Source organism: Cupriavidus sp. R6-3 (genome assembly GCF_059772245.1).
Window position 1 is genome coordinate 1 of the sequence record NZ_JCBAJO010000017.1, and the last position, 15,600, is coordinate 15,600.

The following is a 15,600-nucleotide window of genomic DNA, read 5'->3' on the forward strand; positions in this document are numbered from 1 at the left end:
GCGACGACGCTGCGCGCCGATCTGCTGGCCGGCCTGCTCGGCGCGGTGCTGGTGCTGCCGCAGGGCGTGGCGTTCGCCACGCTGGCCGGGCTGCCGCCGCAATACGGCATCTACGCGGCGGTGGTGCCCTGCATCGTGGCCGCGCTGTTCGGTTCCAGCTGGCACGTGATGTCCGGCCCCACCAATGCGAATTCGCTGGCGCTGTTCGCGATGCTCAGCCCGATCGCCTTCGCCGGCAGCCCCGAGTACATCAACCTGGCGCTGGTCGTCACGATCCTGGTCGGCGTGCTGCAGCTTGCGGTCGGTACGCTGCGGCTCGGCTCGCTGGCCAATTTCATCTCGCCGTCGGTGCTGCTCGGATTTACCTGCGGCGCGGCCTCGCTGATCGCGCTGTATGCGCTGAAGGACCTGTTCGGGCTGCAGGTGCCGACCGGCACCAGCGCCTTCGGGGTCGTGCGCCACCTGTTCGAGCATGCCGCCACCATCAACTGGAGCGCGGCGGCGGTGGGCGCGGTGACGCTGGCCGTCACGCTGGCGGTCAAGCGGGTCGCGCGCCGGCTGCCGTTCATGCTGCTCGGGCTGCTGGCCGGTTTCCTGTGCGCCTGGCTGCTGAACCGCAGCGGCTGGAGCGGCGCGCATCATGTCGACGTGGTCGGTCCGATCCCGGCCGCGGTGCCGCCCTTCCGCATTCCCGATATCCCTTGGGACCGGCTGTCCGATCTGCTGGGCATCGCGTCGGCGCTGACCATCGTCGCGCTCGGGCAATCGATCTCGATCGCCAAGGCGGTCGCGCTGCGGTCGGGCCAGCACATCGACGCCAATCGGGAGTTCATCGGACAGGGGCTGTCGAACATCGCCGGCGGCTTCTTCTCGGCCTATATCTCCTGCGGCTCGCTGAACCGCTCGATGCCGAATTTCGAGGCCGGCGCGCAGACGCCGCTGGCCAGCGTGTTCTCCGCCCTGCTGCTGGTCGCGCTGGTCGCGGTCAGCGCGCCGCTGCTGGCGCAGATTCCGCTGGCGGCGATCGCCGCGATGCTGCTGCTGGTGGCCTGGGGCCTGTTCGATTTCGCGCGCCTGCGCCGCATCGCGCGGCTCTCGCGCACCGAGTTCGCGATCGCGCTCGGCACCTTCGCCGCCACGCTGGTGATCCGGCTCGAAATGGCGGTGCTGCTGGGTACGGTGCTGTCGCTGGTCGCTTATCTATATCGCACCTCGCGCCCGGCGGTGCGGACGCTGGTGCCCGACGCCGACGATCCCGACCGCCGCTTCACGCCGCTGGACGAACTACGCCGCCCGCAGCCCGAATGTCCGCAGCTGAAGCTGATCCGGATGGAGGGCGCGATCTTCTTCGGCGCCGTGCAGTACGTCACCGACAGGCTGCACGAGGCGCGCGCGCAGATGCCGACGCAGACGCGGCTGCTGGCGATGACCAAGAGCATGAACTTCATCGACCTGGCCGGCGCGGAAATGTGGGAGGCGGAGCTGGCCGAGCGCCGCGCGCTGGGCGGCGATCTCTATTTCCACCGCCCGCGCACGCAGGTGCTGCAGACCTGGGCGCAGACGGGCTTCATCACCAAGCTGGGCGACGACCATATCTTCGCCACCAAGCGGCACGCCCTGCACAGCATCGTGCCCACGCTGGATCCGAAGATCTGCGCGACGTGTACCGTGCGGGTGTTCGAGGAGTGTCCGCTTGAGGCGGCGGCCCCGGGAATTCCGGGTCAACCGGTGCGGGCCGCACAGGTGACGAAGGCGGACGCAGCGGACGCAGCGGACGGCGTGGCCGGGCCGGAAGCGGCGGCTGGTGAGATCGAAGCCGTGAAGCGGAAACAAGCGCGGGGGGAATGAACGCGGCGGAAACAAGCGCGGCGGGAATGCGCGAAGCGGAAATGAAAAACGCCGGTATGAAACCGGCGCCAGACTGGGTCCAGCCGCAGCGCGCCCTGTTGCCCGGACCGTAGCGGCCCGGTGCGGGCGCCCCTGCTCAGACGGGCGCCACGTGCGCGCGCTTGACCACGATGGGCTGCGGCACGCCCTGTTCGATCAACACGACAGCGGCGCGTTCGATGGTATCGCGGCCGGCGCGGAATGCTTCTTCGAGCGACAGCACCTGGTCGGCGCTGAACCCTTCCCACAATGCCTCGCGCGTGACCACGCAGGTCACCTTCTGGCCGTCGACAATGGCGTGAAACAGCAAGCCCTCGTTATTGATGTCATAACGATCTTGCTCCTGGAATTTGATCTCCATCGGTACAGCCCTCCATTGCAAGTGAGTGGGCATCCTAACATGGGTCCCGCCGACGTCGCACAAAAGTCCTTTGCGAAGATCGGTCATCTGCCGAGACTGCCGCGGCCATTCCGAGTTCCATCGGCGAGCGCAAATTTTGTCACGGCCGCCGATGCGTTTCAGCGTGCCGGGATTTGACAACTTTGCAAATAATGCTAGAATCTCGGACTTCGTTGGGGCGTTAGCTCAGTTGGTAGAGCAGCGGACTCTTAATCCGTAGGTCGAGTGTTCGAGTCACTCACGCCCCACCAGCGAATATTGTAGAAAAGGCCGGGCTGCTTCGCAGCGCCGGCCTTTTTGTTTGGGCCCGAATCGTTTGGCCCCGTTTGGGCCCGCATCGGGCAGCGATTGGCAGCCCTGGACGATGGCTCCGGACGCCGCCGTCCGGCGGTACCGCCGGACGGTGAACCACACCGCAATCCCGGACGGCAGCGTGGGACATTCAACCCGATTCAACACCGCGCCGCGGCCAGCTCCCGCGCCAGGCGGCGATGCTCCGCCAGTACCGCCGGCAGATCCGCGCTCAGCAGCACGCCGTCGCGCACCACCACCCTGCCGTTGATCACGCTGGTCGACACCGTGCCCGGCGTGCAGAACACCAGCGCGGCGACCGGATCGTGACCGGCGCCGGCATAGCCGACCGCCGACATGTCGAACGCGACGAAGTCCGCCGACATGCCCGGCGCCAGCGCCCCGATGTCGTCGCGGTTCAGCACCCGCGCCCCGCCCAGCGTGGCGATCTCCAGCGCCTCGCGCGCGCCCATCGCCGCCGGTCCATAGCCCACCCGTTGCAGCAGCATGGCCTGGCGCGCCTCGCCCAGCATGTGCGCGCCATCGTTGGAGGCGCTGCCATCGACGCCGAGGCCGACCGGCACGCCGGCATCGCGCATCGCGCGCACCGGCGCAATGCCCGAAGCCAGCCGCATGTTCGAGCAGGGACAGTGGGCGATGCCGGTGCCGGTGCGCGCGAACAGCGCGATGCCGTCGGCGTCGAGCTTGACGCAGTGCGCGTGCCAGACATCGTGGCCGACCCAGCCCAGGTCCTCGGCATACTGCGCCGGCGTCATGCCGAAGCGCTCCAGCGAATAGGCGACGTCGTTGTCGTTCTCGGCCAGATGGGTATGCAGCGAGACGCCATAGTGGCGCGCCATCACCGCCGACTCCCGCATCAGCTCGCGCGACACCGAGAACGGCGAGCACGGCGCCAGCACCACGCGCAGCATCGCGTGGCGCGAGGCATCGTGGTACTGCTCGATCAGCCGCTGGCTGTCGCGCAGGATCGCCTCCTCCTGCTCGACCACCGCGTCGGGCGGCAGCCCGCCCTTGCTGCGTCCCACGCTCATCGAGCCGCGCGCCGCATGAAAGCGCATGCCCATCTGCGCGGCGGCCTCGATCGCGTCGTCCAGCCGCGAGCCGTTGGGATACAGATAGAGATGGTCGCTGGTGGTGGTGCAGCCCGACAGCATCAGCTCGGCCATCGCGGTGCGGGTCGAGGCGGCGATCATGCGCGGCGTCAGGTTGGCCCACAGCATGTACAGCTCGCCGAGCCAGCCGAACAGTTCGGCGTCCTGCGCGGCCGGCACCGCGCGCGTCAGGCTCTGGTACATGTGATGGTGCGTGTTGACGAGGCCCGGCAGCACCACATGGCCGCGCATGTCCAGCACCTGCGCGCTGCCGTCATCGATGCGCGCGCGCCAGGCGGCCGGCAGGTCGGCGGTCGCGCCGACCCACTGGATCGCCGGCCCTTCGGCGACCAGCGCGCCGTCGGCGATCTCGCGGCGGTTCGCGTCCATCGTCACCAGGACGTCGGCGTGGGTCAGGATCAGCGTCATCTTGTGGTCTCCGGTCTCCGTGGTGGGTCAGATAGCGGGCGCCAGTCTACGGCGCGGGGCCGGACGCGCGATAGCGCCGATTTGCGCCCACGGTGTGCACATCGCGCGCACACCTGACAACCACGCCGACGCTAATGTCCCGCGCCGCCGCCGGACAGCGCCTTCAGCGCGGCCCCGATCCGCTCGGCCATCAGCGAGGCCGCCGAATCCAGCGGGCCGCGCGCCCGCGCGAACAGCGTCAGCCGCTGCAGCGGCAAGGCCGGATCGCGCAACGGCACGAACACCAGCGTGCCCGCCTCCAGTTCCTCGATGGCATCGAGCGGATTGAGCAGCGCGATGCCGGCGCCCAGCATCACGAGCCGGCGCATCAGCACGGTGGAGCCGGCCTCGACCGCCGCGGGCACCGGAATCGCCGCGCGGACGAAGGCATCGTCGAGCAGGCCGCGGATCGACATCGTCGCCACGGGCAGGATCAGCGGATAGCCGACGCATTCGGCCAGCAGCGCCGACGATTGCTCGGCCAGCGGATGGCCGGGCGCGACCACCGCGCCAATCGGCCATTCGCCGGCCGCCAGCGTGACGAAGGCCGGCGTCGGCGCCAGGTCGTAGCCGAGCCCGAGCTCGGCGTCGCCCTCGGCCAGCGCGGCGACGATCTCGGCCACCGGGAGATCCAGCACGCGCACCGCGATGCCGGGGTGGCGGCGGCGAAAGTCGTGAACCAGCGCGGGCAAAAGGGAGCCCGCCAGCCCGGCGGTGGTGGCCACCGTGACGATGCCCTGCTGTCCCGCGTTGTAGGCGGCGATGCGTTCGCGCAGCGCGTCGTGCTCGCGCAGCGTCTGCCGCACGTGCGCCAGCACCATCTCGCCCAGCGGTGTCAGCCGCAACCGGCGCTGGATGCGCTCGAACAGCGGCGCGCCGAGTTCGGCTTCCAGGTCGAGGATCTGCCGGTTGATGGCGGTCGGCGCGACGTGCAGCGCTTCGGCCGCCTTGCGGATCGACCCGCGGCGGACCACTTCATCCAGATAGCGCAACACGCGGGCATGCATCGAACCAGGTCTCCCGAGAACGGCGGCGCGCCGGTGGGCCGCGCGGACAGCGGGGCATTGTAGCCGCGCGAGCGTCGGCAGCCGTCCCGGCAGTCCGCCCGAGCGTCCCCGAGATCGCTTCGGTACTTGCAAACCCAAAAAGTCCACGCTAGAATAGCGGACTTCGTTGGGGCGTTAGCTCAGTTGGTAGAGCAGCGGACTCTTAATCCGTAGGTCGAGTGTTCGAGTCACTCACGCCCCACCAGCGAATTCCCGAAAGGCCGGACTGCATCGCAGCCCGGCCTTTTTGTTTGCCTGCTGTTTGCCTCTTTCCCTGCGGCTGCGGCCCGAGCCCCTGTTACGGGTTGTTACGGATATCCCCGCCGCGCCTTTCCGGGTTGAATGCCGGTCCGGGCATATTACGAAACCAAGTTCCGCAATACGGAACCATGACCGACCCCGACCGGCGCCCTCGCCCCTCGCGACGCGCCGGCCAACGCAACAGATGGAGGCATTCTTGAAATCCGCATTGACCGCCAGCGTGGCAGCCTGCCTGGCCGCATTCGGCCTGACCCACGGCGTCGCGCACGCCCAGGCCTATCCCAACAAGCCGGTGCGGCTGATCGTTCCGTTCGCCGCCGGCGGCACCACCGATATCGTCGCCCGCGCGGTTTCCGATGCGCTGGGCCGCGCGCTGGGCCAGCCCGTGGTGGTGGAGAACCGTGGCGGCGGCGGCGGCGCGATCGGCGCCGACGCGCTGGCCAAGTCGGCCCCCGACGGCTACACGATCGGCATCGCCACGGTCAGCACGATGGCGACCAATCCGGCCACCAATCCGAAGAACCCGTACGACCCGCTGAAGGACTTCGCGCCGATCACCAACCTGGTCAACGTGCCGAACGTGCTGACGGTCAACCCGAAGGTGCCGGCCAAGAACCTGAAGGAGTTCATCGCGCTGCTGCGCGCCGAGCCCGGCAAGTACAGCTACGCGTCGGCCGGCAAGGGCAGCATCTCGCATCTGGACGGCGAGCTGTTCAAGCTGACCACCAAGACCGACATGGTCCACGTGCCGTACCGCGGCTCGGGTCCGGCGCTGAACGACACGCTGGCCGGCCAGGTCAGCGGTCAGTTCGACAACCTGCCGTCGTCGATGCCGCATATCCAGGCCGGCAAGCTGCGCGCGCTGGCGGTGGCGGCGCCCAAGCGCGTCGAGGGCCTGCCCGATGTGCCGACCTTCGCCGAGGAAGGCATGAAGGACAACAACAATATGGCCTGGTACGGGCTGGTCGCGCCGGCCGGCACGCCGCCCGCGATCGTCGCGCGCCTGCACGACGCCGCGGTCAAGGCCCTGCAGGACCCGGCCGCCAAGCGCCGCCTGACCGAGAGCGGCGCCTATCCGGACGGCAACACGCCGCAGCAGTTCGCCGCGCAGATCAAGCGCGAACTGGAACTGCGCAAGAAGATCGCGCAGGAGCAGAAGATCACGCTCGAGTAATTTCCGTACCTGTACGGATCGGCGGACCGCCCCAGTCGGCGGCGGTCCGCCCACGGTTGGTCTTCCCGCCGTCGCATCACGCTGGCCTCCCTCGCTGGCTTCTCCCGGATGACCTCCTCCGCTGGCCTCCCCCGGCTGACGTGACGTCTCTGGCCGGCTTCCCCCGCCATCTTCTCCGCAGCCCGCTCGCAGCGCCGGCCTGACGCCCTCCCGCCGCTCTCCCCCTTTCCCGCCACCTCTGTGTTTTTGCTCTACATTAAGAGCAGGCACCGGCACTCGCCCTGCCCGGACGCGGTGCAGCGCATCGCGCCGATGCGACCGGCGGCGGCTTTCCCCAAGGAGAGATCATGCAAGCGGACAGCGAAGAACGCGTCGAAGAACGACTGGCCGACCTGGTGGAGTTCGCGCGGGCCCGGCTGCCCGAGGCCACCTTCGCCATCGCCGAACCGCTGCTGCGGCACTACTACGACGTGTCCGACGCCGAGGACCTGGCCGAGCGCGATATCGCCGACCTCTACGGCGCCGCGATGGCCCACTGGCAGACCGCCCAGCGCTTCGTGCCGGGCCGCGCGCAGGTCCGCGTCTACAACCCCAATCTCGAGCAGCACGGCTGGCATTCCGACCACACCGTGATCGAGATGGTCAACGACGACATGCCCTTCCTGGTCGACTCGGTGACGATGGAGATCAACCGGCATGGCTTGACGCTGCATTCGGCCTTCCATCCGGTGTTCCGCGTCTGGCGCGGGCAGGACGGCGGCATCGCGCGCATCGCGCTCGGCGGCGACAAGGCGCCCGACCCCGAATCGCGGCTCGAATCGTTCATCCACTTCGAGGTCGATCGCTGCAGCGAACCGGCCCAGCTGGAAGCGCTCCGGGCCGGCATCACGCGCATCCTCGGCGATGTGCGCGCGGCGGTCGAGGACTGGCCGAAGATGCTGGACATCGCGCGCGCCAGCATCGCCGACCTGCAGCGGCTGCCCGGCGGCAACGAGGGCGATACGGCCGAGGCCTGCGCGCTGCTGCAATGGATGGTCGACGACCACTTCTGCTTCCTCGGCCATCGCGACTACCAGCTGGTCGAACAGGATGGCCGCTTCTGGCTGCGTGGCGTGGCGGGTTCGGGCGCCGGCATCCTGCGCGAGAGCCGGCGCGCGCCCACGGCCGAAGAGCTGACGCCGCTGCCGCCCGCCGCCACCAGCATCATCCAGGGCGAGGCGCCGATCTTCCTGACCAAGGCCAACTCGCGCTCGACCGTACATCGGCCGGGCTATCTGGACTACATCGGCATCAAGCTGCTCGACGCCGAAGGCAAGCTGTTCGGCGAACGGCGCTTTCTCGGGCTCTACACCTCGACGACCTACATGGTGTCGACCAGCGAGATCCCGCTGGTGCGCCGCAAGTGCGCCCATATCCTGGCGCGCGCAGGCTTCCTGCAGCGCGGCCATCTGTACAAGTCGCTGGTCACGATCCTCGAGCAATATCCTCGCGACGAACTGTTCCAGGCCAGCGAGGATGAGCTGTTCGAGATCGCGCTGGGCATCCTGCGGCTGCAGGAACATCAGCGCATCCGGCTGTTCGTGCGGCGCGACCGCTTCGACCGCTTCGTCTCCTGCCTGGTGTTCGTGCCGCGCGACAAGTACAACACCGACCTGCGCCAGCGCATCCAGAAGCTGCTGATGCAGGCGTTCGGCGGCACCAGCTGCGAGTTCACACCGCAGCTGTCCGAGTCCCCGCTGGCGCGCATTCATCTGACCGTGCGCGGCGAGCCGGGCACGATGCCGGAGGTCGATACGCGCGCGCTGGAGGAACGCATCGTCGCGGCGACACGCCGCTGGCAGGACGACCTCGCGGTGGCGCTGCTCGACAAGGCCGGCGAGGAACAGGGCAACCGACTGCTGCGCCGCTATGGCGACTCCTTTCCGGCCGGCTATCGCGAGGACTACCCCGCGCGCACCGCGGTGCGCGATATCGAGCTGATGGAACAGGCGCGCCGGCGCGGCGGCCTGTCGATGAACCTGTACCGGCCGATCGAGGCACCGCCGCGCGCGTTCCGCTTCAAGGTCTATCGCGCCGGCGAGCCGATCGCGCTGTCGCACAGCCTGCCGATGCTCGAGCATCTGGGCGTGCGGGTGCACGAGGAGCGCCCCTACCGGATCGAGCCCGACGAGGGCGCGCCGCTGTGGATCCATGACTTCGGCCTCGAACTGGTCGGCGGCGCCGAGCTCGACATGGCGCGCGCCAAGGACCTGTTCGAGGACGCCTTCGCGCGCGCCTGGGATGGCGCGATCGAGAACGACGACCTGAACCGGCTGGTGCTGCTGGCCGAGATGCCGGCACGCGAAGTCACGATCCTGCGCGCCTACGCCAAGTATCTGCGGCAGGTCGGTTCGACCTTCAGCGACGCCTATATCGAGCGCGCGCTGACCGGCAATCCGCGCATCGCGGCGCTGCTGGTGGCGCTGTTCGCCGCCCGTTTCGATCCGGCCATCGACCCAGGTTCCGAGCCGGCGCGCGAGGCGCGCTGCGCGCAGTTGCTGGAGGCGATCGGCGCCGCGCTCGACCAGGTGCCCAATCTCGACGAGGACCGCATCCTGCGGCAGTTCCTCGGCGTGATCCAGGCCACCACGCGCACCAATTGCTTCCGCCAGAGCGCCGACGGCACGCCCCGCCCGTGCCTGTCGTTCAAGCTCGATCCGGCCCGCATCGCCGGCCTGCCCGAACCGCGGCCGATGTTCGAGATCTGGGTCTACTCGCCGCGCGTCGAGGGCGTGCATCTGCGCGGCGGCCGCGTCGCGCGGGGCGGACTGCGCTGGTCCGATCGGCGCGAGGACTTCCGCACCGAGGTGCTGGGGCTGATGAAGGCGCAGATGGTCAAGAACACGGTGATCGTGCCGGTCGGCTCCAAGGGCGGCTTCGTCGTCAAGCGCCCGCCCTCGCCCACCGATCGCGATGCGTGGATGGCCGAAGGGGTGGCCTGCTATCAGACCTTCCTGCGCGGCCTGCTCGATGTCACCGACAACCTCGCCGGCGGCGCGGTGGTGCCGCCACCGCAGGTGGTGCGCCACGATGACGACGACCCCTATCTCGTGGTCGCGGCCGACAAGGGCACCGCCAGCTTCTCCGACTATGCCAATGCGATCTCCGGGGAATACGGCTTCTGGCTCGGCGATGCCTTCGCCTCGGGCGGCTCGGTCGGCTACGACCACAAGAAGATGGCGATCACCGCGCGCGGCGCCTGGGAATCGGTCAAGCGGCATTTCCGCGAGTTCGGCACCGACATCCAGACGACCGACTTCACCGTCGTCGGCATCGGCGACATGTCGGGCGACGTGTTCGGCAACGGCATGCTGCTGTCGCCGCATATCCGGCTGCTGGCCGCGTTCGACCACCGCCATATCTTCCTGGACCCGGACCCGAACCCGGCCGTCAGCCTGGAAGAGCGGCGCCGGCTGTTTGCGCTGCCGCGCTCGAGCTGGGCCGACTACGATGCGGGTAAGATCTCGGCCGGCGGCGGCGTGCATCCGCGCAGCGCCAAGACCATCGCGCTGACGCCGCAGGTGCGCGCCGCGCTCGGCATCGACGCCACCGCGCTGACGCCGGCCGAGCTGATCCAGGCAATCCTGACCGCGCCGGTCGACCTGCTGTACAACGGCGGCATCGGCACCTACGTCAAGGCCACCGACGAGACCCACCAGCAGGTCGGCGACCGCGCCAACGACGCCGTGCGCGTCAATGGCGCGGCCCTGCGCTGCAAGGTCGTCGGCGAAGGCGGCAACCTGGGCTTCACGCAGCTCGGCCGCATCGAATACGCCCGCGCCGGCGGCCGCATCCATACCGATGCGATCGACAATTCGGCCGGCGTCGACTGCTCGGATCACGAGGTCAACATCAAGATCCTGCTCGGGCTGGTGGTCGCCGACGGCGAGATGACCGACAAGCAGCGCAACAAGCTGCTGGCCGAGATGACCGACGAAGTCGCGGCGCTGGTGCTGCACGACAACTACTACCAGACCCAGGCGCTGTCGATCGCCAACCGCCGCGCCGCCGAACTGCTCGATATCGAGGCCCGGCTGATGCGCGCGCTCGAGCGCGCGGGCCGGCTCAATCGCGCGCTCGAATTCCTGCCGCCGGACGAGGAGATCGTCGAGCGCAAGGCCGCCGGGCTCGGGCTGACCTCGCCCGAGCGTGCGGTGCTGCTTGCGTACAGCAAGATGTGGCTGTACGACGCGCTGCTCGCCTCCGACGTGCCGGAAGACCCGACGGTGGCCGGCCTGCTGTCCGACTATTTCCCGCAGCCGCTGCGCGTGCGCTACGCCGACACGATGCAGCGGCACCCGCTGCGGCGCGAGATCCTTGCCACCTATCTGACCAACACGCTGGTCAACCGCGTCGGCCCGACCTTCGTGCATCGGATGATGGAGGAGACCGACGCGCGGCCTGCCGATATCGTGCGCGCCTGCCTGACCGCCCGCGATGTGTTCGGGCTGACGGGGCTGTGGCAGGCCATCGATGCGCTCGACAACCGCGTCGCCGACGAGGTGCAGGCCGGCATGTTCGCCGGCCTCGCGCGCTTGCTCGAAGGCGCGACGCTATGGCTGCTGCGGCGCCGCCCGACCAACGGTGCACCGGCGGGCACGCGTCCCGACTACGCCGCCGCCGCGGTCTGGCTGACGCCGCGGCTGCCGACGCTGCTGGCCGAGCACGAGGCCGCCGCGCTGACCCAGCGGCGCGAGGCGCTGACCGCGCTCGGCATCGACGACGCGCTGGCCCTGCAGGTCGCCGCCGGCGATATCGCGGTCGCCGCGCTCGATATCGCCGAGGTGGCCTCGGGCTGCGAGCGCAGCCTGGCGCAGGTCGCCGACGTGTATTTCGCGCTGGACCGGCATCTGAGCTTCGGCTGGCTGCGCGAACGCGCACAGGCGCTGCCCGCGGATACGCACTGGGATCTGCTGGCCCGCACCACCACGCTCGACGATCTGGACCGCCTCAAGCGCGCGCTGACCGTCAGCGTGCTGCAGCAGGCCGGCCCGAGCGCGCGCGAGGAAGGCGCCGACGGCCTGATCGAGCGCTGGCGCCAGGCCCGTCATGCCCCGCTGGAACGCTTCGGCCGCATGCTGGCGGACCAACGCGCCGCCGGTGCCACCGGGCTGTCGATGCTGTCGGTGGCCACGCGCGAGATCGGCATGCTCGAGCACGCGGCCTGAGGCGTCGGGCAGCGGCAGCGCCTGCAACGAGGGAATCGCGCGCGGCGTCGCGCAGGCCATCGCGAATAAGATCGCAAAGACAATTACGCGGGCTTTTGCGCAGGCTATCGCGAAGACAATCGCCAAAACATTTGCGCAGAAAGTCGCCAAGACAATCGCCAAGACAATCGCGAAGGCCATCGCATGCCCCTTCGCACAGGCCCTCGCGCACGCACTACGCTGGCACGCGCTCTTGCGCAGCGCAACACTGCGTGTGGCAACGTACGGACGCTGGCCACCCTGGCCCATAGATTGTGCGTGTCGAACCGGCCCATGCCTCTCGCGCCCCACCCGGGCGCGCGGCAGGCCGTGCCGCGTCATCCCGCGATCGCCAGGCTGCCGGAGAACCTCCCATGGTACTGCGTCCCCCCTCGCACCAAGCGAGCTTGCGTACGACCGTCTGCGTGGTCGGCTCAGGGCCTGCCGGCATCACCTGCGCGATGGAGCTCGCCCGCCGCGGCATCGCCGTGATGCTGGTCGAAAGCGGCGGCGAAACCTTCCAGGACGAAGCGCAGGCGATGTGCGACGCCGAGCTCGCCGATGCGCGCCGCCATGCGACGATGCAGGATGCCGTGCGGCGCGCGTTCGGCGGTACGTCGTGGCTCTGGGGCGGGCGCTGCATCCCCTTCGATCCGATCGACTTCGAGCCGCGCGACTACGCGCCCGGCACCGCCTGGCCGATCCGCTACGAAGAACTGTCGCCGTACTATGCGCGCGCCTGCGAGTACACCAACTGCGGCCAGCCCGCCTTCACGCTCGCTCGCCTCGCCGCCGAATCGGCGAGCCGGCCCATCACCGCGCGCTTCCAGCCTGGCGACGTGATCGCCTCCGATCTGGAGCGCTGGAGCGGCGAACCCAACTTCGCGCGCCGCTATCGCGACTGGTTCGAGCGCGAGCCCACCGTGCAGCTGCTGCTCGGCGCCACCTGTGTCGATATCGAACCCAGCGCGGACCGCGAGCATATCGCGAGCATCGTGGTGGCCCGCGGCGCCGCGCGCACGCGCATCGTCGCCGACCATTTCGTGCTGGCCTGCGGCGGGCTGGAAGCGACGCGCCTGCTGCTGAACGTCAATGCGCGGCACGGCGATCGCCTCGGCAATCGCAGCGGCCTGCTGGGCCGGCACTACATGGGCCACATCTCCGGCAAGATCGCCAGCGTGCGGTTCGATTCGGAGGCGGCGCGCACCATCTACCATTTCGAGCGCGATGCGCAGGGCTTCTATGCGCGGCGGCGCTTCACCGTGCCGGCCCGCGTGCAGCGCGAGCAGCAGTTGCTGAATACCGCGATGTGGCTGGACAACCATCCACCCGCCGACCCCGCGCACGGCAACGGCATCCTGTCGTTCGCTTACCTGGCGCTGTGCACGCCGGTGATCAGCCGCTATCTGGCGCCGCCGGCGATCGCCAAGCTGGTCGCCAACGCCAGCGCGCGCAAGGACCGCGGCGCCCATGTCCGCAACGTCTGCAAGGACCTCGCCAAGATCGCGACCTTCGTGCCGCCCTTCGTCTATCGGCGCTACTTCGCGCGGCCGCGGCTGCCCGGCTTCTTCCTGCCGAGCCCGAACAATGTCTATGCGCTGCACTACCATGCCGAGCAGTTGCCCTCGCGCGAGAGCCGCGTGACGCTGGCCGACACCGCCGACTGCCACGGCATGCGGCGGCTGCGGATCGATCTGCGCTATCAGCACGCGGACGCCGATTCGGTGGTGCGCTGCCATGCGTTGCTGGACCGGCATCTGCGCAAGACCGGTGCCGGCCGGCTCGAATACTGGATGCCGGAGGCCGAGCGCGTCGACGCGGTGCTGGCGCAGGCCGCCGACGGCTTCCACCAGATCGGCACCGCGCGCATGGCGGCGCACTGGCGCGACGGCGTGGTGGACCCCCGCTGCCGCGTGTTCGGCACCGACAATCTGTACGTCGCCAGCAGCGCGGTATTTCCGTCGTCCGGACAGGCCAATCCGACGCTGACCATCGTCGCGCTGTCGGCGCGTATCGCCGACGACATCGCGGCACAGCTCGCCAGACCGAACGCGAGCGATGCGGCAAGCGATACCGCAAACGATACCGAGAACCGAAACGACGCCCGCATGCCTAACGACATGCCGACCGACGCGACGCCCGTGGCGGATCGGAATCCCCCGTCCGTCGAACCGATCGACGAGCCCGTTGCCGTAGCGACCGCAGGAGCGCCAAGGTGAGTGAGCATTCCCAGGAATTGTCGGGCCGATTGGGTTTCGGTTGTGCTCCCATGCTGGGCCGGGTGGGCAGGAAGGAATCGCTGCGGGCGCTGGCGGTCGCGTATGACAACGGCATCCGTCATTTCGACGTCGCGCGGTCCTACGGTTTTGGGGAAGCCGAGGCGCTGCTCGGCGAGTTCCTCGCCGGCAAGCGCCAGCACGTCACCGTCACCAGCAAGTTCGGCGTGGTGCCGCCGCGCAATACGCGCGCGCTGAGCCTGGCCAAGAGCCTGGCGCGCGGCTGGATCAAGCGCATGCCCGGGGGCCGCCGCATGGTCCATGCCGCCTCGCGTGCCGCGCTGTCGCAGCGCAACTATGAGGTCGGCTATGCGCGCGCGTGCCTGGAGCAATCGCTGCGCCAGTTGCGCAGCGAGCGCATCGATTACTACCTGGTTCACGAACCGCTTTCGCCGGAGGTGCTGACCGACGAGCTGCAGCGCTTCCTCGACGAGGCCCAGCGCGACGGCAAGATCGGCCAGTGGGGCGTGACCATCGATTCGCCGGAGATCAGTGCCACACCGATGGCGCAGCAGGCGCCGGCGTGGCTGTTCGAGGCCAATCTGAACGTGCTCGACCGGCTGCATGCCGGCATGGGCGCCGGGCGGCAGCGTTTCCTGTCGCGGCCCTATGGCGGCGGGCCCGACAGCCTGGCGGCCAGCGCCGCCAGCCGGCCGGTGCGGGACGCCGTCAGCAAGCTGGGGCTGGAGGAACTGACCGAACAGGAGCTGGCGATGCATTTCGCGCTGAGCCTCGCCGGCGAGCACGGCATCGTCATCACCTCGATGTTTTCCGAGCAGCATATCCGCGAGAACCTGTCGCTGCTGGACCGGTATCGCGCGCTGGGCGAGCGCGGGCGAGCGCTGGCGCCCACCATTCTGGGCGACGGTTCGCCGCGCCCTTGCCGCAATGGGCCCTGCACCGATATGCCGGAACACGAGCCGGCATGAGAGGGTGAATTTGCGCTTCGGCTGCGCTTGGGGTGCGCTTTGGGGGCGCTTGAGCGGCGGCGCTTGGAAGTGCGCCGAGGTTCCGCCGAGGTTGCGCTGAAGTTGCCCCCGGGTTGCGCTCAGGGTCCGCAGATCGTGACGCCTGTCACGATGCCGGCGCGAATGGATCCGTTGGCGCGGCGGGGTTGTCGGACAGATCGAACTCGTCGCGCACCTTGTCGACCACGGCGCGAATCGCGCGCTCATGGCCGCGCACATGGCCGAAGCCCTGCATATCCCAATTGCGCCCGCGCGCATCGCGCGGATGCGGCTGCGGCACGGGCACCCGCACCTTCAATCCCTCGTCGACGATCTCGTCCAGTCGCTGGATACGCCGGCTCACTTCGTCCTGCAGCGCACGTGCGGGCCGTTCGCGCTTGGCCATGATGTTCTCTCCCGTGACCTCGATCGGGCCATGCTAGCATGCGCGCTGCCGCGCCAACGTGCGCTATCCGCTCCAGCCCCTTCTTTCTCCCGCCATCCCTGCCATCC

Annotated in this window: 9 protein-coding genes and 2 tRNA genes; 7 read left to right on the plus strand and 4 right to left on the minus strand. The window is 69.2% G+C overall.

The window, feature by feature from the left end; translation table 11 throughout:
- The coding region (locus tag AC6EI8_RS05415) for a SulP family inorganic anion transporter (RefSeq protein WP_498381456.1) at positions 1–1,848 on the plus strand (1,848 nt) is incomplete at its 5' end.
- A gap of 136 nt (positions 1,849–1,984) precedes the next feature.
- Here AC6EI8_RS05415 and AC6EI8_RS05420 read toward each other — a convergent pair.
- A complete protein-coding gene (locus AC6EI8_RS05420; RefSeq protein WP_006579010.1) occupies positions 1,985–2,248 on the minus strand; it encodes a DUF1488 family protein in 264 nt (87 codons plus the stop codon).
- 214 nt (positions 2,249–2,462) lie between these two features.
- Between AC6EI8_RS05420 and AC6EI8_RS05425 the strand changes: the two genes are divergently transcribed.
- A tRNA-Lys gene (locus AC6EI8_RS05425) sits at positions 2,463–2,538 on the plus strand.
- A gap of 201 nt (positions 2,539–2,739) precedes the next feature.
- Here AC6EI8_RS05425 and AC6EI8_RS05430 read toward each other — a convergent pair.
- Together AC6EI8_RS05430 and AC6EI8_RS05435 are read right to left on the minus strand one after the other, a co-directional pair.
- Entirely contained in the window at positions 2,740–4,119 is a 1,380-nt protein-coding gene (locus AC6EI8_RS05430) for an 8-oxoguanine deaminase (RefSeq protein WP_498381457.1), read from the minus strand.
- Between the two features lie 131 nt (positions 4,120–4,250).
- Positions 4,251–5,165: a LysR family transcriptional regulator gene (locus AC6EI8_RS05435; RefSeq protein ID WP_498381458.1), complete on the minus strand. Its 915-nt coding sequence runs from the start codon at positions 5,163–5,165 to the stop codon at positions 4,251–4,253.
- A 168-nt stretch (positions 5,166–5,333) separates the two neighbouring features.
- Here AC6EI8_RS05435 and AC6EI8_RS05440 point away from each other — a divergent pair.
- The 5 genes from AC6EI8_RS05440 (at position 5,334) to AC6EI8_RS05460 (ending at position 15,069) form a co-directional block, all read left to right on the plus strand.
- Positions 5,334–5,409: transfer RNA gene (locus tag AC6EI8_RS05440), tRNA-Lys, on the plus strand.
- 240 nt (positions 5,410–5,649) lie between these two features.
- Positions 5,650–6,639 carry a Bug family tripartite tricarboxylate transporter substrate binding protein gene (locus AC6EI8_RS05445; protein WP_370639505.1) on the plus strand — a complete coding sequence of 330 codons (990 nt, stop codon included), beginning with the start codon at positions 5,650–5,652 and terminating at the stop codon, positions 6,637–6,639.
- A gap of 347 nt (positions 6,640–6,986) precedes the next feature.
- Positions 6,987–11,846, plus strand: coding sequence for an NAD-glutamate dehydrogenase (locus tag AC6EI8_RS05450; RefSeq protein ID WP_498381459.1), 4,860 nt, complete (start codon positions 6,987–6,989; stop codon positions 11,844–11,846).
- Between the two features lie 392 nt (positions 11,847–12,238).
- On the plus strand, positions 12,239–14,083 hold the full coding sequence (locus tag AC6EI8_RS05455; RefSeq protein ID WP_226106556.1) for an FAD-dependent oxidoreductase: 1,845 nt from the start codon (positions 12,239–12,241) through the stop codon (positions 14,081–14,083).
- Positions 14,080–15,069, plus strand: coding sequence for an aldo/keto reductase (locus AC6EI8_RS05460; RefSeq protein WP_498381460.1), 990 nt, complete (start codon positions 14,080–14,082; stop codon positions 15,067–15,069). The genes AC6EI8_RS05455 and AC6EI8_RS05460 overlap by 4 nt, the downstream gene beginning before the upstream one ends.
- A 145-nt stretch (positions 15,070–15,214) precedes the next feature.
- On the opposite strand, the gene AC6EI8_RS05465 is transcribed toward AC6EI8_RS05460, so the two are convergent.
- Positions 15,215–15,493 carry a hypothetical protein gene (locus AC6EI8_RS05465; protein WP_149319204.1) on the minus strand — a complete coding sequence of 93 codons (279 nt, stop codon included), beginning with the start codon at positions 15,491–15,493 and terminating at the stop codon, positions 15,215–15,217.
- Between the last annotated feature and the right edge of the window lie 107 nt (positions 15,494–15,600).